Consider the following 26,237-nt stretch of genomic DNA (forward strand, 5'->3'; position numbering starts at 1 on the left):
TTTGCCGCTTTTGCAAAGTGAGCCGCCGTCAGGGCGGAACCCTAAGCGGCCGTTACCGCAGAAATGGATATGTACTCGGTATAACTGCGTCGACTGTCAGACCGCATTCGCGAGCAAGCCCGCTCCCACATTTGGATTGTGGGGTGTCAGGTAGATAGGCGTCGGCTGGGAGGCCGGCATCGCAGGCAAGCCAGCGCCCACATTTGGATCCTGGGGTACCAGGTGGATAGGCGTCGGCTGGGAGGCCGTCATCGCAGGCAAGCCAGCTCCCACAGGTTCAGCGTCGCGACATAAAGGCCCCATCCCAACCGGACAAACCAGCTCAATCGCAGTATGGTTGCCCTCTCACCACTCCCCAGGAAACACCGGTAATGCTGTTTGTCGTCATGCTCGGGGGCAAGCACCCGCGGGCCAGGATCGAAGTACACGATGTGGTATTCGCAGTGGCCGCTACCCTGCAAGCCACCTACCCGCAATTACGCGACGCCTGGTTTGGCAGCCCCAAAGGCGTACACATCGATTCATGGATGGCCGTCGATGGCGTCGACGGCTGGAAGGTTGAACTGAGCCACCTGGCGCCCCACAGCGATGCGCCGCGCTTGTACTTCATCAACCTCGGTGGCTACGAGGCTAATAGCTTCGGCGAAGCCCATCACTACCTGCTGGTGGTCGCCCATCACAAACAAGAGGCCATGCGCAAAGGCAAGCAACAGATGCAGAGCCACTGGTCCCAGGCCCACACCGACGCGGTGCTGGATATCGACGATTGCCTGCCCATCGACCTGGTGGACGGCCGCTATATTCACCTGGTGCAAGCGGCGCACCGACCGATCGTGCAGCGCAACGACTATCTCGTGCTGCCTTGAACCGGCAGGACCTAAACAGTGGCGACTTAAAACCCAGTGGAACTTTGCCGAGAAATAACCGCCTGAATCCGGTACGCTCACCGTTTTTTACTCTAGGAGTTACTCACCATGGCCAAAGCCACCGCCCGTCACATCCTCGTTGCCACTGAAGACAAGTGCAACGAACTCAAAGCCCAAATCGAAGGCGGCGCTGATTTCGCAGAAGTCGCTAAAGCCAACTCCAGCTGCCCATCCAGCCGCCAAGGCGGTGATCTCGGTTCGTTCGGCCCAGGCCAGATGGTCAAGGAATTCGACACCGTGGTCTTCAGTGCCCCGGTCAACACCGTGCAAGGCCCGGTGAAGACTCAGTTCGGCTACCACCTGCTGGAAGTCACCAGCCGCCAGGATTGATTCAATCTGCGCTGATGCTATAAACAACGGCCCGCCCTTTGGTGGGCCGTTGTGCATCTGATGACTGGCGATGCCCAGGCCGTTAGCGTACAAATCCTTATTATTCTTTACCCGGCGCTCAAGGCTGATAATGCGATTGGCTTTTTCATCTCTGCTCTGTTCCACCCTGGCCTTGCTAATGGCCAGCACTGCGGTGATCGCGGCCCCGCAAACCTACTTGACGGTATACGGCGAGCCCGCCAAGTACGCCGAAGGTTTCAGCCATTTCGACTACGCCAACCCCAACGCCCCCAAAGGCGGCAGCCTGCGGCGTTCGGCGCTGGAGGTGGGGCGGTTTGACCATGTGCTGCCCTATATCGACAAAGGCATCGGCGTGTCCCAGGTCGACGGCTGGGTGTACGCGCCCTTGGCGTTGCGCTCGCTGGATGAGCCTTACACTGTCTATGGCCTGGTGGCGCAAAAGATGGAACGCGCAGGCGACGGCCTGTCGCTGCGCTTCTACCTGAACCCCAAGGCGCGTTTTGCCGATGGCACGCCCATTACCGCGCAAGACGTGCGCTACAGCTTTGACGTGCTGATGACCCAAGGTAGCCTGCGCTATCGCACGTTGTTTGCCGACGTCAAACACGTCGAAGTCGAAGGCGAACGCCAGGTGCGCTTTGACTTTTCCAGCAACGAAAACCGCACCCTGCCCCTGGATATCGCCACCTTGCCGGTGTTCCCCGAGCACTGGTGGAAGACTCGCGACTTTGCCAACGGCGGCGGCTACGAAGCCCCGCTGGGTAGCGGCCCTTACAAGGTCAGCAAGATCGACTCCGGCAGCACCATCACCTTCACCCGCGACCCCGACTGGTGGGGCAAGGACTTGCCGGTCAGCCGTGGCCTGTACAATTTCGATCACTTGAGCCTGGAATACTTCGGCGACACCGAAGTGGCACGCCAGGTGCTGCGCGGCGGTGCCTACGACTTCAACCGTGAATTCTCTGCCACTGGCTACTCCATCGGCTACAACGGCCCGGCCCTGGACGATGGCCGCTTGCAGCGCGCGCATCTGGCCAAGGAGATGCCGCAGCCGGCCCAGGGTTATGTGTTCAATGTGCAAAAACCGATGTTCAAGGATCGCCGCGTGCGCCAGGCCCTGGCGATGCTGTGGGATTTTGAATGGGCCAACCGCCAGATGATGCGCAACCTGTACATCCGACAGCAGAGCTATTTCTCCAATAGCCCATTGGCCGCCAGCCAGTTACCCACTCCGGAAGAACTGGCGATCCTCGAACCCCTGCGCGGGCAGGTTCCCGACGAGGTGTTTACCCAGGTGTTCAAGGCCCCGGTCACCGACGGCAGCGGCATGATCCGCGATAAACAGCTGCAAGCCTTGGCCCTGCTGGAAGACGCCGGCTGGAAACCTGTGGGCGACAAACTCGTCAATGCCCAGGGCGAGCCGCTGGAATTCACCTTTCTGAATGTGCAGAACGGCCTTGAGCGCCTGTTGCTGCCCTACAAGCGCAACCTGGCGCAGATCGGCATCACCCTGAACATCCGCCGCATCGACTCCTCGCAATACGTCAACCGCCTGATGGCCCGCGACTACGACATGATCGTCACGGGCTTCCCGGTGACCACCTCGCCCGGCATGGAGCTCTATAACTATTTCGGTTCTGCCGCCGCGTTCGATTCGGGCGCCAACAACTACATCGTGCTCAAGGACCCGGCCGTCGATACGCTGATCCATGGCCTGGTCAAGGCCGACACCCAGGCGAAGATGCTCACCTATGCCCACGCCCTGGACCGCGTACTGCAATGGAACTACCTGTGGATCCCCAACTATTACCCACCGGGCACCTCGGCCGCGTGGTGGAACCGTTTCGGGCGCCCGGCCATCGAGGCAAAAAACGACGAAGCCCTGGAAACCTGGTGGGAAGTCAGCCCCACCCCGCTGACGAACGAACAAATGCAGGCTGAGTTGAAAAAACGCGGAGAGGCCCACTGATGTTTGCCTATATCGTACGGCGCCTGCTGCTGATCATCCCGACGCTGGTGATCATCCTGTTGGTGAACTTCGTAATCGTGCAGGCCGCGCCCGGCGGGCCGGTGGAGCAAGCCATCGCGCACTTGCAAGGCATTGGCGGCGGTGGTGTGGCGGGCGCATCCGGCGAAGGCATCAGCGGCTCGCGGGCCAGCCGCGGCCTGGACCCGAAGCTGATCAAGGACATCGAGAAACAATACGGCTTCGACAAATCCGCGCCGGAACGCCTGTGGTTGATGCTCAAGAACTACGCCCAACTGGACTTCGGCAACAGCTTCTTTCGCGGCGCGACGGTGACCGACCTGATTTTGGAAAAGATGCCCGTCACCATTTCCCTCGGCCTGTGGGCCACGCTGATCACCTACCTGGTGTCGATCCCGCTGGGCATACGCAAGGCCGTGCGCCATGGCAGCAGCTTTGATATGTGGAGCAGCACGGCCATCGTCATCGGTTATGCGATGCCGGCGTTCCTGTTTGCGATGTTCCTGATCGTGGTGTTCGCTGGTGGTACCTCGCTGAACTGGTTCCCGGTGCGCGGGCTGGTCTCGGAGAACTTTGCCGAACTGAGCACCGTGGGCAAGGTGGCCGACTATTTCTGGCACCTGGTGCTACCGGTCACCGCGCTGGTGATCGGCGGGTTCGCCACCTTGACCATCCTCACCAAGAACTCGTTCCTCAATGAAATCACCCGCCAGTACGTGGTCACCGCCCGCGCCAAGGGCTTGAGCGAACGCCGGGTGTTGTACGGTCACGTGTTCCGCAATGCCATGTTGCTGGTGATCTCGGGGATTCCCCAGGCGTTTATCAGTGTGTTCTTTGCCGGCTCGCTGCTGATCGAGGTGATCTTCTCCCTCGATGGCCTGGGCCGCATGAGCTACGAGGCGGCGGTGTCCCGGGACTACCCGGTGGTGTTTGGCTCGCTGTTTATCTTCACCCTGTTCGGCCTCCTGATAAAACTCATCGGTGACCTCTGCTACACCCTGGTGGACCCGCGTATCGACTTCGCCGCGAGGAACGCCTGATGCTCAACCTGTCTCCCGTGGCCCGTCGGCGTTTCGAGCGCTTCAAGAAAAACAGGCGTGGCTGGTGGTCGCTGTGGCTGTTTATCGGCCTGTTCATACTGACCCTGGGCGGCGAGTTGATCGCCAATGACAAACCGCTGGTGCTCAGTTTCAAGAACGAGCTGTATTTCCCGGTGTTCAAGCGCTACACCGAGCAGCAGTTCGGCGGGCAATTGCCGTTCCAGGCGGATTACCGCAGTGACTATGTGCAAAAGCTGATCAAGCAGGATGGCGGTTGGATGCTGTTCCCACCGATTCCGTTCAGCGATGACACCCCCAACTACGAACTCACCCGCCCTGCCCCGAGCCCGCCGTCGGCGGTGAACTGGCTGGGCACCGATGACCAGTCCCGCGATGTGTTGGCGCGGGTGATCTTTGGCGCACGGGTGTCAATCCTGTTTGCCCTGGCCCTGACTGCCATCAGCGCCGTCATCGGGATTGCCGCCGGGGCGTTGCAGGGCTACTACGGCGGCTGGGTGGATTTGCTCGGCCAACGCATCCTCGAGGTGTGGTCTGGCCTGCCGGTGCTGTACCTGCTGATTATCCTGTCGGGGTTTGTCGAGCCGAATTTCTGGTGGTTGCTGGGGATCATGGCGCTGTTTTCCTGGCTGGCCCTAGTGGACGTGGTGCGCGCCGAGTTCCTGCGCGGGCGCAACCTGGAGTACGTCAAGGCCGCACGCGCCCTGGGCCTGGGCGACGGCAAGATCATTCGTCGGCACATCCTGCCCAACGCCATGACCGCGACCCTCAGCTATTTGCCGTTCATTTTGACCGGGGCGATTTCCACCTTGAGCGCCCTGGATTTCCTTGGCTTCGGCATGCCCGCCGGCAGCGCGTCCCTGGGTGAGCTGATCGGCCAGGGCAAGCAGAATCTGCAAGCGCCGTGGCTGGGCTTGACGGCGTTTTTCACCTTGGCGCTGATTCTGTCGTTGCTGGTGTTTATCGGCGAGGCACTGCGTGATGCCTTCGACCCCCGCTCATGAGTGACTGCGTATGAACCTGATCGAAATCCGCGACCTGTGCGTCGCCTTCAACGGCCAGACCGTCGTGCGTAACCTGAGCCTGGACGTGCGCCCCAGCGAGTGCCTGGCGCTGGTGGGCGAGTCGGGCTCGGGCAAGTCGGTGACGGCCCATTCGATCCTGCAACTGCTGCCGCAAGCCGGCACCGAAACCCTGGGGTCTATCAAGTATCGCGGCCAGGAACTGATCGGCGCCTCACCAAGCACCCTGCAAAAATTGCGCGGCAACCGCATTGCCATGATTTTCCAGGAGCCGATGACCTCGCTGAACCCGCTGCACAGCATCGAAAAGCAGATCGGCGAAACCCTGCTGCTGCACAAGGGCCTTGGCGGCAAGGCGGCGCAGGCGCGCATCCTCGAACTGCTGGAACTGGTGGGCATCCAGAAACCCCAGGAACGGCTCAAGGCCTACCCCCATCAATTGTCCGGCGGCCAGCGTCAGCGGGTGATGATCGCCATGGCCCTGGCCTGCGAGCCCGAACTGTTGATTGCCGACGAGCCCACCACGGCGCTGGACGTGACGGTGCAGCGCAAGATCCTGTTGCTGCTCAAGTCTTTGCAACAGCGGTTGGGCATGTCGCTGCTGCTGATCAGCCACGATCTGAACCTGGTGCGCAGTATCGCCCAGCGGGTCTGCGTGATGCGTGCCGGGGAAATCGTCGAGCAGGCCGACTGCCAGGCCCTGTTCACCGCACCGCAGCACCCCTACAGCCGCCTGCTGCTGGATGCCGAGCCCTCAGGCGATGTGCTGTGCAGCGAGCCGCGTGAGACGGTACTGGAAGTGGATGACCTGAGCGTGCAATTCCCCCTCGGCGGCGGGCTGTTCCGCGCCAAGACCTACCTGCGCGCGGTGGACGGCATCAGCCTCAGCGTGCAGCGCGGCAAGACCCTGGGGATTGTCGGTGAGTCCGGTTCCGGCAAGTCGACCCTGGGCCAGGCGATCCTGCGCTTGCTCGACTCCAGCGGCAGCATCCGCTTTCAGGGTGAGGCCCTGGACCCGCTCAACCATCAGCAGATGCGCCCATGGCGCAAGCAGATGCAGGTGGTGTTCCAGGACCCCTATGGCAGCCTCAGCCCGCGCATGTCGGTGCAGCAGATCATCAGCGAGGGCCTGGAAGTGCACGCACCGTGCAGCCTGGCCGACCGCGAAGCGCAAGTGATCCAGGTGCTCAAGGACGTGGGGCTGGACCCTGCCAGCCGGCATCGTTACCCCCATGAGTTTTCCGGTGGCCAGCGCCAACGCATCGCCATTGCCCGCGCCCTGGTGCTCAAGCCCGCGCTGATGCTGCTCGACGAACCCACCTCGGCCCTGGACCGTACGGTGCAGAAACAAGTGGTGGCGCTGCTGCGCGAGCTGCAGGACAAATACGGCCTGACCTACCTGTTTATCAGCCATGATTTGGCGGTGGTGCGCGCCATGGCCCATGACATGATCGTGGTCAAGGATGGCAAGGTGGTGGAGCGTGGCGCGAGCCATCATGTGTTCGAATCGCCCCAGCACCCGTACACCAAAGAACTGCTGGCTGCAGCGCACATCCCCTTGTGATGATTAACAGGATTCTGCCTCCATGAGCACTAGCCTCAAGGACTACCAACAGGTTCGCGGCCTGGCCATCCAGTCGCTGTTCGAGATCATCGAGCAGTCCAGCGAAGGCACGGTCATCGTCGACCGCGATGCGAATATCGTGTGGATGAACGAGCGTTACGCCAAGCGTTTTGGCCTCAAGAGCGCCGACCAAGCCATCGGCCAGCCGTGCGAGCAGGTGATTTCCAACAGCCTGCTGCGCCAGGTGGTGCGCAATGACCGGCCGATCCTGCTGGACATCCAGGACACCCCCAAAGGCCCGCTGGTGGTGATGCGCCTGCCGATCCACGACGAGGCCGGGACGGTGATCGGCGCGATTGGCTTTGCGCTGTTCGATGAACTGCGCAACCTGTCGCCGCTGATCGAGCGCTACCTGAGCATGCAACAGGAGCTGGCCTCCACGCGCTCACTGCTGCGCTCGCGGCAGAGCAAATACAACTTCGCGCACTTTATCGGCACCAGCGCGGCGAGCCTTGAGGTCAAGCGCCGGGCGCGGCGCAGTGCGAGTGCCGAGTCGCCGGTGTTGCTGCTCGGGGAAACCGGCACCGGCAAGGAGCTGCTCGCCCAGGCCATCCACGGCGCATCGCCTCGGGCGCACAAAGCCTTTGTGAGCATCAACAGCGCGGCGATTCCCCATGACCTGCTTGAAGCCGAGTTTTTCGGCACTGCACCCGGTGCGTTTACGGGTGCCGACCGCAAGGGTCGCCCCGGCAAGTTCCAGATAGCCCAGGGCGGCACGCTGTTTCTCGATGAAATCGGCGATATGCCGCTGCCCCTGCAAAGCAAATTGCTACGGGTGTTGCAGGAAAAGGAATTCGAACCGGTAGGCTCCAACGAGATGCTGCACAGCGATGTGCGGGTGATTGCCGCGACGTCCATGGACCTGGAAGCGGCGATCAAGCGTGGCGAGTTTCGTGCGGATTTGTATTACCGCCTCAACGTATTGCCGATCCAGGTACCGCCGTTGCGTGAACGCCTGGAGGATATTCCGGCATTGAGCGAGGCGATCCTTGAGGAGTTGCGCAGCCAGCACGAGCTCGACCGCGATGCTTTGGCGCTGTTGGCCCAGCACGCCTGGCCGGGGAATATCCGCGAGTTGCGCAATGTGCTGGAGCGGGCGGCGCTGTTGAGTGATGACCTGATGCTCAATGCCAGCGACCTTCGCGCAGCGATTGGCACGTTCAGCCCGGTACAACGGGGCGCGGTGGCGGCGGTCGAGGGTGAAACCTTTGCGGCGGCGCGGGAGCGCTTTGATCGGGAAGTGATTGCGGGGGCGCTCAAGGCCTGTGACGGCAATGTGGTAGAGGCGGCCAAGCGGTTGGGGCTTGGGCGGTCGACGTTGTATAAAAAAATGCTGGTGCTTGGACCAACCTAGTCTCAAATTAGAGACATCATTCCCAATATCAAGACAATCTTATGTGGGAGCTGGCTTGCCTGCGATAGCGCTCTAACAGTGCCCTACAAGCCAGCTGAACCACCGCTATCGCAGGCAAGCCAGCTCCCACAAGGATCTCCACTCGTCTCTCGATTGAGACTGTCTTCTGAAAAACCGTCGTCAACAGCCAATAAATCTTTATATATCAACAAGTTATAAATATGGCACACATCTGGCTATAGCTCCCTCCCAAAGCGTCACCCACAACAATAACAATCCGATGGAGACACACCATGAGTGTGATCATTGCCCTGGCCGCGCTCGCGCTGCTGATGCTGGCCGCCTACCGTGGCTATAGCGTTATCCTGTTCGCCCCCATCGCCGCCCTTGGCGCTGTGCTGCTCACCGACCCGTCCGCTGTCGCCCCTGCCTTTACCGGGGTGTTCATGGAAAAGATGGTCGGTTTTATCAAGCTGTATTTCCCGGTCTTCCTGCTCGGTGCGGTGTTCGGCAAGCTCATTGAGCTGTCGGGGTTTTCGCGCTCGATCGTGGCCGCTGCGATCCGCTTGCTCGGCACGCGCCAGGCGATGCTGGTGATCGTGCTGGTCTGCGCCCTGCTCACCTACGGTGGCGTGTCGCTGTTCGTGGTGGTGTTTGCGGTGTACCCGTTTGCCGCCGAGATGTTCCGCCAGAGCAATATCCCCAAGCGCCTGATCCCGGCAACCATCGCCCTTGGTGCGTTCTCGTTCACCATGGACGCCCTGCCCGGCACGCCGCAGATCCAGAACATCATCCCCAGTACCTTCTTCAACACCACCGCCTGGGCGGCGCCGTGGCTGGGGCTGATCGGTACGATCTTCGTGTTCTGCGCCGGCATGCTCTACCTCGCACGCCAGCGCAACAAGGCCCAGCGTGCCGGTGAAGGCTATGGCACCGAGTTGCGCAATGAGCCGGAAACCGCCGACAACCTGAGCCTGCCCAACCCGTGGCTCGCGCTGTCGCCGCTGATCCTGGTGGGGGTGATGAACCTGTTGTTCACCCACTGGATCCCGCAGTGGTACGGCAAGACCCACAGCCTCAGCCTGCCGGGCATGAGCGCGCCGGTGACCACCGAAATCGCCAAGCTCACCGCGATCTGGGCGGTGCAGGCAGCGTTGCTGGTGGGGATTATCGTGGTGCTGGTGTTCGGCTTTTCGGCGATCAAGAGCAAGCTGGCTGAAGGCAGTAAAAGCGCGGTAAGCGGTGCATTGCTGGCGGCCATGAATACCGCCTCGGAATATGGGTTTGGCGCCGTGATCGCCTCGCTGCCGGGTTTTCTGGTACTGGCGGACTGGCTCAAGGGCATCCCCAACCCGCTGGTCAACGAAGCGATCACCGTGACCTTGCTGGCCGGTATCACCGGCTCGGCTTCCGGCGGCATGAGCATCGCCCTGGCGGCGATGTCCGAGAGCTTTATTGCAGCCGCCCACGCGGCCAATATCCCCCTTGAGGTGCTGCACCGGGTCGCGGCCATGGCCAGCGGCGGCATGGACACCCTGCCCCACAACGGCGCGGTGATCACCTTGCTGGCGGTCACCGGGCTGACCCACCGCGAAGCCTACAAGGACATTTTTGGTATCACGATCATCAAGACCCTCGCGGTGTTCGTGGTGATCGGTACTTTCTACGCCACCGGCATTGTGTGAGGTTTTCATGACGACTTTGAATGGCAAGACCGCCTTGGTCACCGGTTCCACCAGCGGCATCGGCTTAGGGATAGCCCTGAGCCTGGCCAAGGCTGGCGCCAACCTGATTCTCAACGGCTTTGGCGACGCCAGCGCTGTGATCGCACAAGTGCAGGCGTTTGGCGGCAAGGTCGGGCACCACCCGGCCGACGTCAGCGACCCCGCGCAGATCGCCGACATGCTCGCCTACGCCGAGCGCGAGTTCGGTGGCGTGGACATCCTGGTCAACAATGCCGGTATCCAGCATGTGGCAGCGGTGGAAGACTTTCCGGTGGAACGCTGGGATTCGATCATCGCCATCAACCTGTCCTCGGTGTTCCACAGCACTCGGCTGAGCTTGCCGGGCATGAAGGCCAAGGGCTGGGGGCGCATCGTCAATATCGCCTCGGTGCACGGCCAAGTCGGCTCAGTGGGCAAGGCAGCGTACGTGGCGGCCAAGCATGGGGTGATCGGCCTCACCAAGGTGGTGGGCCTGGAAACCGCCACCAGCAATGTGACCTGCAACGCCATCTGCCCGGGCTGGGTGCTGACGCCCCTGGTGCAGAAGCAGATTGATGATCGTGTGGCCACCGGGGTCGACCCACAGCAGGCACAGCAGGATCTGCTGGCGGAGAAGCAGCCGTCACTGGAGTTTGTGACGCCGTCGCAGTTGGGCGAGCTGGTGTTGTTCTTGTGCAGTGAAGCCGGTGCCCAGGTGCGCGGCGCGGCCTGGAACATCGATGGCGGCTGGCTGGCCCAATAAACCCAAATATCACCGGCAAAGGTGATCTATAGGTGGGAGCGGGCTTGCTCGCGAAGGCGGTGGGTCAATGAGCCTATTCGGTACTGGTGTACCGCATTCGCGAGCAAGCCCGCTCCCACATTGGGCCTGTTTTATCTGACAAACCTCATACAAGAACAAGAGATCTCGCGATGTCCGACATCCTCTGGCAACCCTCCCCGGAACGCATCGCCCACACGCGCATGGACCAGTTCCGCCGCTTCATCAACCAACGGCACGGCGTGCAGCTCCACGACTACCCTGCCCTGCACCAATGGAGCATCGACCAGCGCCCGGACTTCTGGCAGGCGATTGTCGCGTTCTTTGACGTGCAGTTTCGCAGCCCGCCCAGCGTCACGCTGATCGAAGACGTGGAGATGCCCAGCGCCCAATGGTTTCCCGGCGCCACCCTGAACTTTGCCGAACACCTGTTGCGCCGCCGCGATGATCACCCTGCCGTGGTGGCTGTCAGCGAAGACGGCCAACGCGAACAATTGAGCTATGCCCAACTGGCAGAGCACGTTGCCGGCCTGCAAAAAAGCCTGCGGGCGGCCGGGGTCGGCATGGGTGACCGGGTGGCCGCGTGTATGCCCAACACCTGGCAAACCCTGGTGGGCATGCTCGCCACCACCAGCCTCGGTGCTATCTGGTCGTGCTCCTCGCCAGACTTCGGCACCCAGGGCGTCATCGACCGCTTCGGCCAGATCGAGCCCAAGGTATTGATCACCTGCGCAGGCTACCGCTATGCCGGTAAGCGCATCGACCAGAGCGCCAAGCTCAATGAAATCCTTGAGCGCCTGCCCTCCCTGCAACAGCTGATCATCGTGCCGTACGCCAAGCCCGAAGCGCAGGCTGGGGACTACACCACTCACGCCAACGTCGCGCTGTGGGACGACTTCTACAAAGCCTGTGGCGAACCCGAATTTGTTGCGGTGCCGTTCGATCACCCGCTGTATATCCTTTATTCCAGCGGCACCACCGGCATCCCCAAGTGCATCATCCACGGCACGGGCGGCGTATTGCTGACGCACCTCAAGGAGCACGGCCTGCATGCTGACCTGAACCGCGAGGACTGCCTGTTCTACTACACCACCTGCGGCTGGATGATGTGGAACTGGCTGGTGTCGGTGCTGGCGATCGGCGCCACCGCGGTGCTGTATGACGGCTCACCGTTCCACCCCGGCCCCGAACGCTTGATCGACCTGATCGATGCGGAAAAAATCAGCGTGTTCGGCACCAGCCCCAAATTCCTCGCCACCCTGGAAAAATCCGGGTTGCAGCCGCGCTTGAGCCACGACCTGGGCAGCCTCAAGGGCCTGATTTCCACCGGCTCGCCGCTGTCGCCCCAGAGTTACGACTACGTGTACCGCGAGATCAAGGCGCAGTTGTGCCTGTCGTCGATGTCGGGTGGCACCGACATTGTCTCCTGCTTTGTGATCGGCAACCCGGTGCTGCCGGTGCGGCGCGGTGAGATGCAGTGCAAGAGCCTGGCCATGGCCATCGAAGTGTGGGACGACCAGGGCCGGCCTCTGGTCGCAGAGAAAGGCGAACTGGTGTGCACCCGGCATTTCCCTGCCATGCCCATCGGGTTGTGGAACGACCCGCAGCAGCAAAAACTGCGCGCTTCGTATTTCAGCCAGTTCCCCGGCGTGTGGGCCCAGGGCGACTATGCCGAGCAACGCGCCAACGGCAGCCTGTTGATTCATGGGCGTTCAGACGCGGTGCTCAACCCCGGCGGCGTGCGCATTGGCACCGCCGAGATTTATCGCCAGGTAGAAAAAATCCCGCAGGTGCTGGAGAGCCTCGCCATTGGTCAACGTTGGCAGGACGACGTGCGCGTGGTGCTGTTTGTGCGCCTGGATGACGGAATTGAACTGGACGAGGCGCTGCAACAGCAGATCCGCCAGGTGATTCGCGCCAACACCACACCGCGCCACGTGCCGGCGAAGATCCTCGCTGTCACGGATATCCCCCGCACCATCAGCGGCAAAATCGTCGAATTGGCGGTGCGCAATGTGGTGCACGGCGAGCCGGTAAAAAACACCGATGCCCTGGCCAACCCCCAGGCACTGGAGCAATTTCGCGACAGAGCTGAGCTGGCTTATTAGATGAAAGGTTTCAGCGCTGACACGGCACTTTGAAGAAAAACCCTCAAGGCATGCTATTTTTCCGGGGTAGCCACCCGTTGCCACTCCTTGGGATAATGGGTGTTGTCATTTTTCAAAGCGTCATGCTCAGGGCTTTTTATGAATGGAACATCCACCGGTAGCGAAGCCGCTGCGTTGATCAAGCGGCTGGACTGGGCACAAAGCCCACTCGGTGAGGCCAGTGAGTGGCCGCAAAGCCTGCGCACTGCCGTCGATATCGTCGTGCATTCGCCCATGCCGATGGTACTGCTGTGGGGCCCGCAGCTCACGCAACTCTATAACGATGGTTTTGCATACCTGATTGGCAGCAAGCACCCCGGCGCCTTGGGCCAGCCGGCGCACCACACCTGGCCAGAGCTTGAAAGCTTCGCCGCGCCGGTCTACGACGCCGTGCTCGGCGGCCAGGTGCGCACCTTCAGCGAGCAACGCTTTGTGCTGCACCGCCAGGGCTGCGATACCGAAATCTGGCTGGACCTGACCTACAGCCCGGTGCGCGATGAAAGCTGCCGGGTGGCCGGCATTCTGGTCACGGCCATTGAAACCAATGAGCGGCGCAGTAAAACCCTCGAACTGCAACAGCGTTCCGAAGAAAGCCTCAAGGCCCAGCACAACACCGAGCAACGCCTGCAACTCGCATTAGCAGCCACCGACGCGGTGGGCACCTGGGATTGGGATATCGGTGAAGACCGTTTCATTGCCGACGCCCATTTCGCCTACCTGCATGGCGTCGACCCCAACGATTCAAGCCTGCTGCCCATCAGCGCCTACCTGCACGGCGTGCATCCCGAAGACCGGGGCACGGTGACGCGCAGCATCAAGCATTGCATCACCCATGGCACCGAATACGCCGAGGAATACCGCCTGCAGCAAGCCGACGGCCAGGTGCGCTGGGTGTTCGTCCGTGGCCGCTGCTACAAGGATCAACAGGGCCGGCCGGCGCGGTTCCTCGGCGCCGCGCTGGACCTCACCGAGCGCAAAAACACCGAGCAGGCCCTGCGCCAGAGCCAGACCGAGCTGCAACTGATCATCAACGCCATGCCCGTATTGATCGGCTACGTTGACCACGACCAGCGCTTTCGCCTCAACAACAGCGCTTACCTGGAGTGGTACGGCAAGACGCCCCAGGAACTGTACGGCAAGACCATCCGCGAAGTGCTCGGCGACGAGGTGTATGCCGGGCGCGCAGACAAGATCGCCGCTGCGCTCAAGGGCAAAGCGTGCAGTTTCATGACTGTCACCCCGCATCGCGATGGCCGCCCCCGCCATGCGTTGATGAAGTACCTGCCGCGCTTTAGCAATGACGGCTCGGTGAATGGTTTCTACATCTTTGTGATCGACGAGACCGAACGCAAGCTCACCGAAGAAGCCCTGCGCCACCTCAACGAAAACCTCGAAGAACGTGTGGCCCAGCGCACCCAGGCGCTGGCCGAGGCCAACCAGCGCCTGCAAAACGAGATGTTCGAGCGCGAACGCGCCGAAGATGCCCTGCGCCATGCGCAGAAGATGGAAGCGGTCGGCCAGCTCACCGGCGGTATCGCCCATGACTTCAACAATATGCTCACCGGCATCATCGGCAGCCTGGACCTGATGCAGCGCTATATTGCCGCCGGGCGCAGCGACGATATCGGCCGTTTTGCCGATGCCGCTGTGTCCTCCGCCCACCGTGCCGCTGCCCTCACCCACCGGCTGCTGGCGTTCTCGCGGCGCCAGTCGCTGGACCGTCGCCCCACCGACCCCAACCAACTGGTGGCGTCCCTGGAAGACCTGTTCCGACGCACCAAGGGCGCGCATATCGAACTCAAGGTACAACTGGGCAAGGACATCTGGCCGGTGAACACTGACGCCAGCCAATTGGAAAACGCCCTGCTCAACCTGGTGATCAATGCCCGCGACGCCATGCCCGACGGCGGTGAGTTGCTGATCGAAACCGCCAACAGTTACCTGGACGGCACCGACATCACCACTCTGGAACCGGTCAAGGCCGGCGACTATGTGATGCTGGGCGTGAGCGACAACGGCAGTGGCATGGCGCCGAAAATCCTCGCCAAGGCCTTCGACCCGTTCTTCACCACCAAGCCCATCGGCCAAGGCACTGGCCTTGGGTTGTCGATGATCTACGGCTTTGCCCAGCAGTCCGGCGGCCACGTAACCATCCAGAGCGAACCCGGCCAGGGCACCTGCGTGCGCCTGTACCTGCCGCGTTTGTATGGCACGGCGCTGGAAAGCAGCCTGCCCACCAACCTGACCGAAGCGCCGGTGGCCCTGGCCGGTGAAGCCGTGGTGGTAGTCGAGGACGACCCGGCTGTGCGCATGCTGGTGGTCAATGTGCTCGACGAACTGGGCTACACCGCGCACCAGGCGGCGGATGCCCGTGCAGCGCTGCCGTTGCTGGAGTCGGACTTACGTGTGGACTTGCTGGTGACCGACGTTGGCCTACCCGGCATGAATGGCCGGCAACTGGCGGAAATCGCCCGCCAGCATCGCCCCGGCCTGCGCGTGCTGTTCATGACCGGTTATGCCGAGAAAGCCGCCGAGCGCCAGGGGTTCCTGGAGGACGGCATGGACATGGTCGCCAAGCCCTTTTCCATTGACCTGTTGGCCAACAAAATCCGTAGCATGATCGGCGTCGAGGCCTGAGTTCAGGCATAATCGCGCGCCGTCGCACAGCTGGTAGAGCCCAATGAAAGCCCAAGCCCGTCATATCCTGGTGAAAACCAGCGAAGAAGCCGAACAACTCAAGCAGCGCATTGCCAAGGGCGAAGCCTTTGATGTGCTGGCCAAGAAGTACTCCACCTGCCCGTCGGGCAAGCGCGGCGGTGACCTGGGCGAAGTGCGGCCCGGGCAGATGGTGGGGGCCATTGATGCGGTGATCTTCAAGAAGCCGGTGAAGGTGGTGCACGGGCCGATCAAGAGCAAGTTTGGCTATCACCTAGTGCAGGTGTTTTACCGCGATTGAGCATTTGGCTCCAGACCGCTTTCGCGAGCAAGCCCGCTCCCACATTCGACCGCGCTCCTTCAGTTAAAACACGATCAACTGTGGGAGCGGGCTTGCTCGCGAACCGCCGCAGGCGGCCATTCATCTCGGTATCAGCGCCCCCGGCACCTGAATCACCCGGCTCGCCAACCGATGCCCCGCCGAGGCAGCTTCTTGCGGCGAGCCACCTTTGAGCCGACAAGCCAAATACGCCGCGCTGAACGAATCCCCCGCCGCCGTGGTGTCCACCACCTTCTCCACCTTCAACGCCGGCACCGCAAAACGCTCCCCCGCGCAACGAATCAGGCACGCATCCGCTCCGCGCTTGAGCACCACTTCTGCAATCGACGGGTACGCCGCAAACACCTGCTCGCTATCTTCATAGCTAAACAACGCACGCTCGTCATCCTCGGTGAGCAAGGCAATGTCCACCTCGGCCAACACCCTGCGATACGCCTCACGGGCCGTTTGCACATCGGCCCACAATCGCGGCCGGTAGTTGTTATCGAACACCACCTTGGCCCCGCGCTGGCGGGCTTCGATCAGCGCCTGCCGTAAGCGCTCACGCCCGATGTCTCCCAGCACCGCCAGGGTAATGCCGCTCAAATACACCACGTCATAGCCCGGCAATGCCGCCAGGACCGGCTCGGCGGCAGGCGTGGTGAAGCAGTCGCGCACGGCCGCTTCGTTGCGCCAGTAGAGGAATTTACGTTCACCCTGGGCGTCAGTCTGGATGCAGTACAAGCCCGGCAGGCGCCCAGGCAGGCGCTGGACCATCCCCAGGCCAAGGCCTTCGGCGTGCCAATGCTCACACATGGCATCGCTGAAGCTGTCATCGCCCAGGGCGGTGACGTAGTCAACGCTGCCGGCATCGCCCAGCTCGCGGCGCAGGTACACCGCGGTGTTCAGGGTGTCGCCGCCGAAGCTCTGGTGCAGGCTGGCGTCGGCGCGGTGTTGCAGTTCGATCATGCATTCGCCGATGAGGGCGATGTGGGGGTGGGTGTTCATGCCTTTGCTCTCTGGTGTGGCTGATGGCCCCTTCGCGAGCAAGCCCGCTCCCACAGTTGACCCTATTTCAACTGAAGGAATGCAGTCGAATGTGGGAGCGGGCTTGCTCGCGAAGGACGCGACGCGGTCTAGAAGCTGGTACGCAGAGACTCAACCACCTGCAACTGCTCATCCACCAGGCACCCCACCTGCCATTTATCAAAGGTCAGGCAAGGGTGTGACGTACCAAACGAAAGGATGTCGCCAATGCGCAATTGCACCCCCGGCGCCACGGTCATGAACGCATGCTGGTCCATCACCGCCGTGACCTTGCACCCGCTCACATCATCACCTTGCGCCGGCACAATCCCGGCCCTGTAGCGCTTGAGCGGCACCGGCAAGCCGGCGTCGTAGGCCACGTCGCGCTTGCCCAGGGCGATCACCGCAAAACCCGGCTCCGGCAGCGACTGCACGTGTGCCCAGACTTCCATTGCCGGGCGCAGGCCCTCGTTGAGGTCGCTGCGGCGTTCGAGTACGCAGCACTGCGCTTCTTTGTAGATGCCATGGTCGTGGGCCACGTAACTGCCAGGGCGTAACACGCTGAGGAAGCGGCCGGCGGCGTTCTGCGTTTCGAACGACTCGGCGATCAGGTCGTACCAGGCCGAGCCCGATGCGGTGATGATTGGCTTGGGCAGGTCGAACAGGCCGCTGTCTTGCAGCTCGACCGCCAGGCTCACCAGGCTGGCGGCAAAGTCGCGAATGCCACTGACGGCATGCTCGCCGTGGATCACGCCTTCGTAACCCTCGATACCGGTCAACGCCAATGCCGGCTGGGCCTGGATCGCCTTGGCCAGCTCACGCACTTCTTGCTCGCTGCGACAACCGCAGCGGCCACCGACCACCCCGTACTCGATCATCACGTTAAGGCGCTGGCCACGGGCGGCGAAGAACAGGCCCAGGTCGGCAACGTTGTCCGGGTGATCGACCATGCAATGGAAGTCAAAATCCTTATCGGCCAGCAGGTCGGCGATCAAGGCCATGTTTGGCGCGCCCACCAGTTGGTTGGCCATCAGCACGCGACGCACGCCGTTGGCGTAGGCGGCACGGGTTTGCACGGCGGTAGCCAGGGTGATGCCCCAGGCGCCAGCGGCGATCTGGCGCTGGAACAGTGCGGGCATCATGCTGGTCTTGCCGTGGGGCGCCAGCTCGGCACCGCTGCTGCGGACAAAGTCCTGCATCCAGCGGATGTTATGTTCCAGGGCGTCGCGGTGCAGCACCAGGGCCGGCAGGCTGACATCCCGAACCACATGGGCACCGACGGCGGCGGCACCTTTTTCAACGGCATTGAGGGCAGACATGGAAAACTCCTATTCGTTGATGCGCCGGGCCAGGCTGTTGGCGCTGTCGATCAGTACCCGGCGATAGTCGTGGTAGTTTTTGCTGGCATCGGCCCGGGGGGCGACGATGCACAGGGTCGCGATGCTGATGCCCTGGGCATCGCGCACCGGGGCGGCAAAACAATGGGTGAAGGTGTCGGCCACACTGTCGAAGGAGAAGAACCCCTCCAGGCTGGCCTGGCGGATCTGCGCCAGGAAAGTGTCCAGCGGCAGGCGCAGGCCGTCCGGCAGGATGAAATCGTCGGGGTCGATCAGGTCGACGATCTGCTGGTCGCTCAAATGCCCTAGCAACAAGCGCCCCGAGGCCGTCCACGGAATGGGCGCGTTTTCGCCGATATCCGAAGAAATACGGAAATGCCGCTGGCCTTCGCGCATCAGCGCCACCGTGTATTTGCGCCCGTTGAGCAGGCACATCTGCGCGGTTTCGTGGGTCTGGCTGACGATCTCCTGCAAGGCGTGGTCGGCCTCACGGGTCAGGTCGAAGTGACGCAAGTGTGCCTGGCCGAGAAAATACAGCTGCCGGCCCAGGTACACGTGGCCGTCCTTGCCCACGGTCTCCAGGATGCGCCGCTCCAGCAACGACGCCACCAGTTCGTAGACCGTGGATTTGGGGCTGCCGATGCCGCTGGCAATATCATTCGGGCGCAGGGGCTGGCCGATTTCCTTGAGAAAATCGAGGATATCGAACGCACGGTCCAGGCCTTTGGCGCGGCGTTTGATGGTGTCTTCGGTCATGGCAGTACTCGGTCCCGTTCCAGATGATCGTTCCCACGCTCTGCGTGGGAATGCATGCGGTGACGCTCTGCGTCACAAGCGCGGACGCAGAGCGTCCAAGACGGTATTCCCACGCAGAGCGTGGGAATAATCAAAGTGGGTATTCAGCCCTTTTTCTTGTAGGCCACGCAATCGATCTCGACTTTGCAATCGACCATCATGTTGGCCTGCACGCAGGCGCGCGCAGGGGCGTGTTCCGGGGTGAAGTACTCGCCGAACACCTTGTTGAAACTCCAGAAGTCCCGTGGGTCTTCCAACCATACGCCCACCCGTACCACGTCCTTGAGTTCGTAGCCGGCTTCTTCGAGGATCGCCACCACATTGCGCATCGTCTGCCGGGTTTGCTCGATGATGCCACCATTGATGATTTCACCGTCCACCGCAGGCACCTGGCCCGACACGTACAGCCAGCCATCGGCTTCCACGGCGCGGGCGAATGGACGTGGCTGGCCGCCACCTGCGGTGCTGCCGGTGCCGTAACGAGTAATGCTCATAAAAGTTGCTCCTTGTTAAAAACGAATGTTCTTGAGAAATTCCGCCAGGCGCGGCGACTGCGGCCGTTCGAAGATGTCCTTCGCGCTGCCCTGCTCTTCAATGCGGCCCTGGTTCATGAACACGATCTGGTCCGAGACCTCATAGGCAAAGCGCATTTCGTGGGTGACCAACAACATGGTCATGCCCTCCTCTGCCAGCCCCTTGATCACGCTGAGCACTTCGCCCACCAACTCCGGGTCGAGGGCCGAGGTGACTTCGTCGAACAGCATCAGGCTGGGGTTCATGGCAATGGCGCGGGCAATCGCCACACGCTGTTGCTGGCCGCCGGACAGTTGGCCGGGAAAGTGATTACGGCGCTCCAGCAGGCCGACGCGGTCCAACCATTTTTCGGCCAGGGCTACCGCCTCATCCTTGCTCATCTTCTTGACCTTGAGCAAGCCGAGGGTAACGTTCTGCAGCGCGGTCAAGTGCGGGAACAGGTTGAATTGCTGAAACGCCATGCCGGTCATTGCACGGTGCTGGGCGATCACCCGCTCCGGGTGGCGTACGCGCTTGCCGCCGACATCGCTGTAGCCGATGGACTCGCCGTCCAGGGTGATCTGCCCGCCCTGGAACTCTTCCAGCAGGTTCACGCAGCGCAGCAAAGTGGTCTTGCCCGAGCCGCTGGAGCCGATCAACGTCACCACATTGCCGCGCTGCATGGTCAGGTCGACGCCCTTGAGCACTTCCACCTGGCCGTATTGTTTACGCAGGCCACGAATGTCCAGCAGCGCTGGGTTGGTTTGAGCTTGGTTCATGGCAAGGCCACCCGCTTTTCAATGTAGCGCCCGAATAATTCGATGGCGTAGTTGATGACAAAGAACAGAAACCCGGCGAACAGGTAGAACTCCAGGGTCATGAAGGTACGCGCGATCACCTGCTGGGTACTGAGCAACAATTCCGCCACGCCGATCACTGACAGCAAGGTGGAGGCCTTGACGATTTCCGTGGAGGAGTTGACCCAGGTCGGCAAGATCTGCCGCAGCGCCTGGGGCAACAGCACGTAGCCCAGGGACTGGTAAAAGGTCAGGCCAATCGCCTTGCCTGCTTCCAATTGCCCACGGGGAATGGCTTGCAGCGCGCCGCGCACGATTTCCGACACATGGGAGCCACAGAACAAGGTCAGCCCAACCGCACCGGCCTGGAACGCACTGATTTGCCAGCCCAGGGCCGGCAGCATGTAGAAACACGCCAACACCAGCACAAACACCGGCGCGCCACGGATCAAATCGACGTACAGACGGAACGGCGCGCGCATCCAGAATTTGCCGTAGGTCAGGATCAGCCCGGCGACGATGCCGATCAGGGTGCCAAAGACAATCGCCAGCGCCGAGACCGCCACACTGGCCTGGAAGCCAGCCCAAAGGGTCTCGCGGGCAATCCACAATTCATGCAGCCAACTGGGGGATTCGTACATGGGGACCCTTCCTCAGCGACGGATAGCCAAACGCTGTTCCAGGTAACGGAGCAGCATGGCAATCAGGTAACAGGCAGCCACGTAGAGCGCGGTCGTGACCAGCCAGGTTTCAATCACCCGGTAGCTTTCGACGTTGATCTTGCGGGCGTAATAGGTCAGCTCCGGCACCGCGATCGCAGCGGCCAGAGAGGTGTCCTTGAACAGCGAGATAAAGTTGTTCGACAGCGCCGGCAGCACGTTGCGCAGCATCACCGGCACGGTGATGTAAGCGCGGATCCGCCACTCGCCCAGGCCGATGGCCAGGCCGGCTTCACGCAAGCCCTTGGGAATATTCACCAGGCCTGCGCGGAACACTTCGGTGAGGTAGGCACCGGCATACAGCGACAGGGTGATGATGAACGAGGGGATCTTATCCAGGCGAATACCCAGGGAGGGCAAGGCGAAGTAGATCAACAGGATCAACACCAGGATCGGGGTGTTGCGCACCACCGTCACGTACACCGAGGCAAAAATACGCAGCGCGCGGTGCCTGGAGAGCATGGCAAACGCCATCAACAGGCCGATCACGCAGCCGATGGCGATCGACAGCAACGCCAACTGCAACCCCAGGCCGAGCCCCGCCAGCAAGGTGTCGAAATCACGCCAGACGGCGGCAAAGTTCAACTGATAGTTCATGGTCAGCAGCACCTGAAGGGGGCGCGCTCAAGCACGCCCCTATTGTTGCGGGTCACTTGAATTCCACGGGAAAACCAATCGCCGGTTCTGGCAGGTCCACGCCGAACCACTGCTTGAACGACGCTTTGTAGGTGGGGAACTCCACACCGGTCATGGCTTCGTGCAGCGCGGTATTGACGAAGTTCAGCCAGTCCTGGTCGCCGCGCTTGACCGCGCAGGCGTAGGTTTGCGGGCTCCAGGCATAAGTGGGGCTGCGATAACGACCGGGGTTCTGCACCATCAGGTATTTGACCGAGGATTGGTCGGTGGCGGCGGCATCGGCGCGGCCTGAGTTCACGGCCTGGTACATCAGATCAACGCTGTCGTACTGGTCGACCTTGGCCTTGGGCAGCGCCTGATGCACCAGCTCTTCGGCATACACGTTCTGCAGCACGGCCACGGTAACGTCATCGCCCGCCGCCTGCAGGTCTTCGATTTCCTTGTACTTGCTGTTGTTGGGCAACAGCAGGCCGACGCCTTCACGGTAGTACGGCAGGGTAAAGGCTACTTGCTGTGCGCGGCTGGCGGTAACGGTGATGAACTGGCAGCTCATGTCGACCTTGTCGGTGAGCAGGTTGGGAATGCGTGCGTCGGACGACTGCACCACAAACTCCACCTTGCTCGGGTCATTGAACAAGCCTTTGGCCACGATGCGGCCGATGTCGATATCAAATCCCTGCAACTTGCCATCCGCTCCCTGGAAGTGCCACGGCGCATTGGTACTGCCTGTACCTACGATCAAGTGCCCGCGCTTGAGCACATCATCAAGCTTGCTGTCCGCCGCCTGCACCACGCTGGCGAGGCAAGCCGATGAGGCGACAAGAAAAACACACGCTTTGAATACGGAAGGTCGGTGATGCATGACAAGCACTCCAGGGATTGTGTATTCCGCTATACCGGAACTTGGTATGTAACAACGGAATAGACAGCAGAAAGTGTGCCACAGACGCCGGAGGAAACCTATGGGGGCAAGAAATGCGTTAGGGATCAGGGAGATAGTGATTGGAGCGGTAAGCAGCGTTGCGCCGTCATCGTAGGGCTGTGCTACGCAACGCCCCACAAGGGTGTTACGCCGCACCCAGACGGGTCGCCTCGAAGTGCCCCGCACCTGTGAAGGTTGACAGTAGACGGTGACAACCCACTGGCCTAGCGTGGGCAAAAACCAACACGGCAGGCAGGGGGATCGACATGGGAGTCGCCACGCGCAGAATTTCCAGCGCCAAAGAGTTTGGATGGGTGCTGAACACGCCCCGCCCAGTGTTTATTCTGTTTTTTTCAGAGCAATGCCCCGCTTGCGCGCAGGCATGCCATTTATTCGAACAGACCGCGTGGAAGCATCCGTGGATCGTCAGCCTGTTACTCGACTGCGCCCATACGCCGAGGCACCCTGACGTGACAGGCACCCCGACGCTGCTGATCTACCTGAAGGGCGCCCTGGAACAAAAACACAAAGGCTTCGGCCCTCTTGAAGAACAAGAGCAGTACGTGAAGGACATCTTCAACCGATATGACCTGAGCAAGGGCGCAAGTGCACCTGCGTCACTCGACGCTCCTCCACTTCAGCCACCGTCAAACGCCAGCCTTCATGCTCCAGGCTATCGCCCACCACCGGCAGGCGGTCAAGCAGGCTCATCACCAAACCCGCCAAGGTCTGATAATCCTCGGTCGCCACCGCCTTGAAGCCCGTGCGCTGACGCACCAGATTAAGGTTCAAGGCACCATTGGCACGGAAACCTTCGCCGTCCTCGACAATGTCCGGCCCTTCGATTTCGCTGGCATCGGGCAATTCACCGGCGATGGACTCCAGGATATCCGTCATGCTCAACACCCCCATGAAGTCGCCGAATTCGTTGATCACGAAGGCGATGTGGGTGGACTCCTGGCGCATCTGCTCCAAGGCATTGAGGATCGAAAAACTCTCCAGCAGGTTGATCGCACGACGCGCCAGGTGTTCCAGGTTCGGCTCGTTGCCGGCCAGGTACTCCTTGAGCAGTTCCTTCTTGTGCACAAAACCCAGGGGCTCATCCACTGCACCGTTACGGATCAACGGCAGACGCGAGTAGGACGAATGCATCAGTTTCAGACGGGTCGCCTCGGGGTCGTCCGCCAGGTCGATGCAGTCAACCTTGGCCCTTGGGGTCATCAGGGTGCGAATCGGCCGCTCGGCCAGTTGCAGCACGCCGCTGATCATCACCCGTTCACGTCGGTCAAACAGCGGGCCCTGCGCAGCATCCGGCTCACCCAGCAGGTCGGCTACGTCTTCACCCACCTCTTCCACCGCCAGGCTGCGGCCACCCAACAAGCGCATCACCGCGTGGGCGGTACGCTCACGCACTGGCAACACACCCTGGGCCGATTTTTTGCGACGGGCGCGGGCGATCTGGTTGAACACCTCGATCAGAATCGAGAAACCAATGGCCGCGTACAGGTAGCCCTTGGGAATATGGAAGCCCAGGCCTTCGGCGGTCAGGGCAAAGCCGATCATCATCAAGAAGCCCAGGCACAGCATGATCACGGTCGGGTGCGCATTGACGAAACGGGTCAGCGGCTTGCTCGCCACGATCATCAGGCCGATGGACACGATCACTGCGATCATCATCACCGCCAGCTCGTCGACCATGCCCACAGCGGTAATCACTGCGTCGAGGGAGAACACCGCATCCAGCACCACGATCTGCGCGACGATCGGCCAGAACATTGCGTAAGCGACGTTGCCCTTGTGCTGCGCCACATGGCCTTCAAGGCGCTCATGCAATTCCATGGTGGCCTTGAACAGCAGGAATATACCGCCGAACAGCATAATCAGGTCACGCCCGGAGAAGCTCTTGTCGAACACCTCGAACAGCGGCTGGGTCAGGGTCACCAACCAGGAAATACTCGCCAACAGGCCCAGGCGCATCAACAACGCCAGGGACAAGCCGATCAACCGCGCACGGTCACGCTGCTCCGGCGGCAACTTGTCTGCCAGGATCGCGATAAACACCAGGTTGTCGATACCCAGCACCAGTTCCAGCACAATCAAGGTCGCAAGGCCGAGCCAGGCCGTGGGATCCGCTAACCATTCCATTTATAAATTCTCTGTCTTTAAAGGGTTCAGAACGCCAGGCACGGCAACGTGCGGTCAGAAGACCGGGACAAGGTTAGTTGACGGAATACGGGGTGCTTGAGCGGAAACAGCGACAGCGGTGGTCTTGGGGAAAGACGACTGGGAGGCTCCGAGAGGGTGTTCATGCAAGTCCTGAAATGACAAAAGGACTTGAATCCTACATTCGAAATACAAATTTCCCACAGCGCAAAACTATTACAAAACCTGTAAACCGCTATCAGAAGCACAGCAACTCTTGTGGGAGCTGGCTTGCCTGCGATGCGGGCACCTCGGTGCATCAGGTAGACCGGGTCGATGCAATCGCAGGCAAGCCAGCTCCCACAGAAAGCCTGCCCCCCCTGCCAGATAGACGACTCATCAGGTTTTGCGAGTGGCATCATCCAGCGCCAAGATGGTGTGGGCATTGGTGACGGTGGTCGCCAGCGTATTGATCACGCCCGAGCGCAACGCCCCCAGGGTCGCCGCCGCCTTGGTGTTCTCACTGGCAATCGCCACCACATCCGGGATGCGAAACAGCTCCTGCACCGTCAACCCGATCACGCGCCCCTGGATGGCGTTGACCGCCGGCTGGCCGTGTATGTCGATAAAGTCATAGCCCATCATGTCGCCCACGGTGCCAGACAAACGCGCCTGGGCGATTTCCTGGGGCGAGAACCAGCCCATGCGCACCATGTTGCTGTTCTCGCTCATGTCGCCGATGCCGATCAGGGCAATATCGGCACGCCGGGCGCGGTCAAGGGTCGAACGCACCGTGTCGTTATTGATCAGCACCCCACGCAGTTCCGGGTTGGCCACCAGCGCGGGGGCGTAGAGGCTTTCACTTTCGCCACCAAAGCGCAGGGCCAGGCGTCGGCAGATGTGGTCAGGGTTCATGTACTCGCCAGCCTTGAGCGAACCGCCGATGGCGCACACGAAGGTGCAGTTGCGGGTCACCGGCAGAAACACGTTGTCGGCCACCGCGCCGACGTTACGGCCCATGCCCACGGCAACGATCATGCCGTCGCCCAGGGTCTTGTTGAGGTAGTTGGCCACCAGGCTGGCGACCGCCGAGCGCTGGGTGTCGGGGTCGCTGTGGTCGACGGCGATCAGGGCACGGTCGAGCTTGAAGCGCTCCACCAACGCCCGCTCCAACTCGTTGTTCATCGCCGGGTGCTGCAACACGCGCACCTCGACAATCCCTTCATCGCGCGCACGCTTGAGCAGGCGGCTGACCTTGGCCCGCGACAGGTCAAAGCGCTTGGCGATGGCCTCCTGAGTGACGTTCTCAAGGTAATAGAGCATCGCCACTTCGGTCATCTGATCGATATCACTGGCCATGCGCTGGGTACTGTCACTCATGGGGACGGGCTTCCGTTTCGGCGTCAAAGGCGCATTCTCCCGA

General features: G+C 61.5%; 22 protein-coding genes. 12 read left to right on the forward strand and 10 right to left on the reverse strand.

The annotated features are described in order from the left end of the window. Window positions 1–371: 371 nt before the first annotated feature. From ACWHXD_RS16410 to ACWHXD_RS16465, 12 genes are all read left to right on the forward strand, one after another. On the forward strand, window positions 372–866 hold the full coding sequence (locus ACWHXD_RS16410; RefSeq protein ID WP_138761517.1) for a DUF1543 domain-containing protein: 495 nt from the start codon (window positions 372–374) through the stop codon (window positions 864–866). Between the two features lie 108 nt (window positions 867–974). After that, a complete protein-coding gene (locus tag ACWHXD_RS16415; RefSeq protein WP_003208024.1) occupies window positions 975–1,256 on the forward strand; it encodes a peptidylprolyl isomerase in 282 nt (93 codons plus the stop codon). Between the two features lie 130 nt (window positions 1,257–1,386). Further along, window positions 1,387–3,246 carry an extracellular solute-binding protein gene (locus tag ACWHXD_RS16420; protein WP_056788144.1) on the forward strand — a complete coding sequence of 620 codons (1,860 nt, stop codon included), beginning with the start codon at window positions 1,387–1,389 and terminating at the stop codon, window positions 3,244–3,246. After that, window positions 3,246–4,304 carry a microcin C ABC transporter permease YejB gene (locus ACWHXD_RS16425; protein WP_032876053.1) on the forward strand — a complete coding sequence of 353 codons (1,059 nt, stop codon included), beginning with the start codon at window positions 3,246–3,248 and terminating at the stop codon, window positions 4,302–4,304. Before ACWHXD_RS16420 ends, ACWHXD_RS16425 begins: the two co-directional genes overlap by 1 nt. Further along, window positions 4,304–5,326 (forward strand): ABC transporter permease, encoded by a 1,023-nt coding sequence (locus tag ACWHXD_RS16430; RefSeq protein ID WP_032896898.1) that lies wholly within the window; start codon window positions 4,304–4,306, stop codon window positions 5,324–5,326. The genes ACWHXD_RS16425 and ACWHXD_RS16430 overlap by 1 nt, the downstream gene beginning before the upstream one ends. A 10-nt stretch (window positions 5,327–5,336) precedes the next feature. Then, complete coding sequence (locus ACWHXD_RS16435; RefSeq protein WP_138761518.1) at window positions 5,337–6,908, forward strand: ABC transporter ATP-binding protein; 1,572 nt, start codon at window positions 5,337–5,339, stop codon at window positions 6,906–6,908. Window positions 6,909–6,930: 22 nt separating this feature from the next. Further along, the gene (locus ACWHXD_RS16440) at window positions 6,931–8,322 is read left to right on the forward strand and encodes a sigma-54 interaction domain-containing protein (RefSeq protein ID WP_138761519.1); all 1,392 of its coding nucleotides are present in this window, start codon (window positions 6,931–6,933) and stop codon (window positions 8,320–8,322) included. A 293-nt stretch (window positions 8,323–8,615) separates the two neighbouring features. Next, window positions 8,616–10,007: a GntP family permease gene (locus tag ACWHXD_RS16445; RefSeq protein ID WP_003191810.1), complete on the forward strand. Its 1,392-nt coding sequence runs from the start codon at window positions 8,616–8,618 to the stop codon at window positions 10,005–10,007. A gap of 7 nt (window positions 10,008–10,014) precedes the next feature. Next, the gene (locus tag ACWHXD_RS16450) at window positions 10,015–10,788 is read left to right on the forward strand and encodes a 3-hydroxybutyrate dehydrogenase (RefSeq protein WP_003191811.1); all 774 of its coding nucleotides are present in this window, start codon (window positions 10,015–10,017) and stop codon (window positions 10,786–10,788) included. A gap of 170 nt (window positions 10,789–10,958) precedes the next feature. Continuing rightward, window positions 10,959–12,914, forward strand: a complete 1,956-nt coding sequence (locus ACWHXD_RS16455; RefSeq protein ID WP_499084257.1) for an acetoacetate--CoA ligase — start codon at window positions 10,959–10,961, stop codon at window positions 12,912–12,914. A 138-nt stretch (window positions 12,915–13,052) separates the two neighbouring features. Then, window positions 13,053–15,590 carry a hybrid sensor histidine kinase/response regulator gene (locus ACWHXD_RS16460; protein WP_499084259.1) on the forward strand — a complete coding sequence of 846 codons (2,538 nt, stop codon included), beginning with the start codon at window positions 13,053–13,055 and terminating at the stop codon, window positions 15,588–15,590. Window positions 15,591–15,633: 43 nt separating this feature from the next. Beyond that, window positions 15,634–15,909, forward strand: coding sequence for a peptidylprolyl isomerase (locus tag ACWHXD_RS16465; RefSeq protein WP_003174397.1), 276 nt, complete (start codon window positions 15,634–15,636; stop codon window positions 15,907–15,909). Between the two features lie 120 nt (window positions 15,910–16,029). Here ACWHXD_RS16465 and ACWHXD_RS16470 read toward each other — a convergent pair whose 3' ends face one another. The 10 genes from ACWHXD_RS16470 to ACWHXD_RS16515 all read right to left on the reverse strand — a co-directional run bounded on the left by ACWHXD_RS16470 (window position 16,030) and on the right by ACWHXD_RS16515 (window position 26,194). Then, on the reverse strand, window positions 16,030–16,935 hold the full coding sequence (locus ACWHXD_RS16470; RefSeq protein WP_138761522.1) for a sugar kinase: 906 nt from the start codon (window positions 16,933–16,935) through the stop codon (window positions 16,030–16,032). A gap of 128 nt (window positions 16,936–17,063) precedes the next feature. Continuing rightward, entirely contained in the window at window positions 17,064–18,272 is a 1,209-nt protein-coding gene (locus tag ACWHXD_RS16475) for an amino acid deaminase (RefSeq protein ID WP_138761523.1), read from the reverse strand. Between the two features lie 9 nt (window positions 18,273–18,281). After that, on the reverse strand, window positions 18,282–19,046 hold the full coding sequence (locus tag ACWHXD_RS16480) for an IclR family transcriptional regulator (protein WP_032896883.1): 765 nt from the start codon (window positions 19,044–19,046) through the stop codon (window positions 18,282–18,284). A gap of 143 nt (window positions 19,047–19,189) precedes the next feature. Next, window positions 19,190–19,579 carry a RidA family protein gene (locus ACWHXD_RS16485; protein ID WP_032896881.1) on the reverse strand — a complete coding sequence of 130 codons (390 nt, stop codon included), beginning with the start codon at window positions 19,577–19,579 and terminating at the stop codon, window positions 19,190–19,192. A gap of 15 nt (window positions 19,580–19,594) precedes the next feature. Continuing rightward, the gene (locus tag ACWHXD_RS16490; RefSeq protein ID WP_032896879.1) at window positions 19,595–20,377 is read right to left on the reverse strand and encodes an amino acid ABC transporter ATP-binding protein; all 783 of its coding nucleotides are present in this window, start codon (window positions 20,375–20,377) and stop codon (window positions 19,595–19,597) included. After that, on the reverse strand, window positions 20,374–21,036 hold the full coding sequence (locus ACWHXD_RS16495; protein ID WP_138761525.1) for an amino acid ABC transporter permease: 663 nt from the start codon (window positions 21,034–21,036) through the stop codon (window positions 20,374–20,376). Before ACWHXD_RS16495 ends, ACWHXD_RS16490 begins: the two co-directional genes overlap by 4 nt. Window positions 21,037–21,048: 12 nt before the next feature. Beyond that, window positions 21,049–21,711: an amino acid ABC transporter permease gene (locus ACWHXD_RS16500; protein ID WP_003191828.1), complete on the reverse strand. Its 663-nt coding sequence runs from the start codon at window positions 21,709–21,711 to the stop codon at window positions 21,049–21,051. Window positions 21,712–21,763: 52 nt separating this feature from the next. Next, window positions 21,764–22,612: a transporter substrate-binding protein gene (locus ACWHXD_RS16505; protein WP_098951176.1), complete on the reverse strand. Its 849-nt coding sequence runs from the start codon at window positions 22,610–22,612 to the stop codon at window positions 21,764–21,766. Between the two features lie 636 nt (window positions 22,613–23,248). Then, window positions 23,249–24,817 (reverse strand): TerC family protein, encoded by a 1,569-nt coding sequence (locus ACWHXD_RS16510; RefSeq protein WP_138761526.1) that lies wholly within the window; start codon window positions 24,815–24,817, stop codon window positions 23,249–23,251. 396 nt (window positions 24,818–25,213) lie between these two features. Continuing rightward, complete coding sequence (locus ACWHXD_RS16515; protein WP_003191835.1) at window positions 25,214–26,194, reverse strand: sugar-binding transcriptional regulator; 981 nt, start codon at window positions 26,192–26,194, stop codon at window positions 25,214–25,216. Window positions 26,195–26,237: the final 43 nt, after the last annotated feature.

This window comes from Pseudomonas fjordensis, assembly GCF_976987115.1.

Bases quoted from the DNA above. Each gene is read 5' to 3' on its own strand.
- ACWHXD_RS16410 (WP_138761517.1), top strand. From the start codon at position 372: ATGCTGTTTGTCGTCATGCTCGGGGGCAAGCACCCGCGGGCCAGGATC.
- ACWHXD_RS16415 (WP_003208024.1), top strand. From the start codon at position 975: ATGGCCAAAGCCACCGCCCGTCACATCCTCGTTGCCACTGAAGACAAG.
- ACWHXD_RS16420 (WP_056788144.1), top strand. From the start codon at position 1,387: ATGCGATTGGCTTTTTCATCTCTGCTCTGTTCCACCCTGGCCTTGCTA.
- ACWHXD_RS16425 (WP_032876053.1), top strand. From the start codon at position 3,246: ATGTTTGCCTATATCGTACGGCGCCTGCTGCTGATCATCCCGACGCTG.
- ACWHXD_RS16430 (WP_032896898.1), top strand. From the start codon at position 4,304: ATGCTCAACCTGTCTCCCGTGGCCCGTCGGCGTTTCGAGCGCTTCAAG.
- ACWHXD_RS16435 (WP_138761518.1), top strand. From the start codon at position 5,337: ATGAACCTGATCGAAATCCGCGACCTGTGCGTCGCCTTCAACGGCCAG.
- ACWHXD_RS16440 (WP_138761519.1), top strand. From the start codon at position 6,931: ATGAGCACTAGCCTCAAGGACTACCAACAGGTTCGCGGCCTGGCCATC.
- ACWHXD_RS16445 (WP_003191810.1), top strand. From the start codon at position 8,616: ATGAGTGTGATCATTGCCCTGGCCGCGCTCGCGCTGCTGATGCTGGCC.
- ACWHXD_RS16450 (WP_003191811.1), top strand. From the start codon at position 10,015: ATGACGACTTTGAATGGCAAGACCGCCTTGGTCACCGGTTCCACCAGC.
- ACWHXD_RS16455 (WP_499084257.1), top strand. From the start codon at position 10,959: ATGTCCGACATCCTCTGGCAACCCTCCCCGGAACGCATCGCCCACACG.
- ACWHXD_RS16460 (WP_499084259.1), top strand. From the start codon at position 13,053: ATGAATGGAACATCCACCGGTAGCGAAGCCGCTGCGTTGATCAAGCGG.
- ACWHXD_RS16465 (WP_003174397.1), top strand. From the start codon at position 15,634: ATGAAAGCCCAAGCCCGTCATATCCTGGTGAAAACCAGCGAAGAAGCC.
- ACWHXD_RS16470 (WP_138761522.1), bottom strand. From the start codon at position 16,935: ATGAACACCCACCCCCACATCGCCCTCATCGGCGAATGCATGATCGAA.
- ACWHXD_RS16475 (WP_138761523.1), bottom strand. From the start codon at position 18,272: ATGTCTGCCCTCAATGCCGTTGAAAAAGGTGCCGCCGCCGTCGGTGCC.
- ACWHXD_RS16480 (WP_032896883.1), bottom strand. From the start codon at position 19,046: ATGACCGAAGACACCATCAAACGCCGCGCCAAAGGCCTGGACCGTGCG.
- ACWHXD_RS16485 (WP_032896881.1), bottom strand. From the start codon at position 19,579: ATGAGCATTACTCGTTACGGCACCGGCAGCACCGCAGGTGGCGGCCAG.
- ACWHXD_RS16490 (WP_032896879.1), bottom strand. From the start codon at position 20,377: ATGAACCAAGCTCAAACCAACCCAGCGCTGCTGGACATTCGTGGCCTG.
- ACWHXD_RS16495 (WP_138761525.1), bottom strand. From the start codon at position 21,036: ATGTACGAATCCCCCAGTTGGCTGCATGAATTGTGGATTGCCCGCGAG.
- ACWHXD_RS16500 (WP_003191828.1), bottom strand. From the start codon at position 21,711: ATGAACTATCAGTTGAACTTTGCCGCCGTCTGGCGTGATTTCGACACC.
- ACWHXD_RS16505 (WP_098951176.1), bottom strand. From the start codon at position 22,612: ATGCATCACCGACCTTCCGTATTCAAAGCGTGTGTTTTTCTTGTCGCC.
- ACWHXD_RS16510 (WP_138761526.1), bottom strand. From the start codon at position 24,817: ATGGAATGGTTAGCGGATCCCACGGCCTGGCTCGGCCTTGCGACCTTG.
- ACWHXD_RS16515 (WP_003191835.1), bottom strand. From the start codon at position 26,194: ATGAGTGACAGTACCCAGCGCATGGCCAGTGATATCGATCAGATGACC.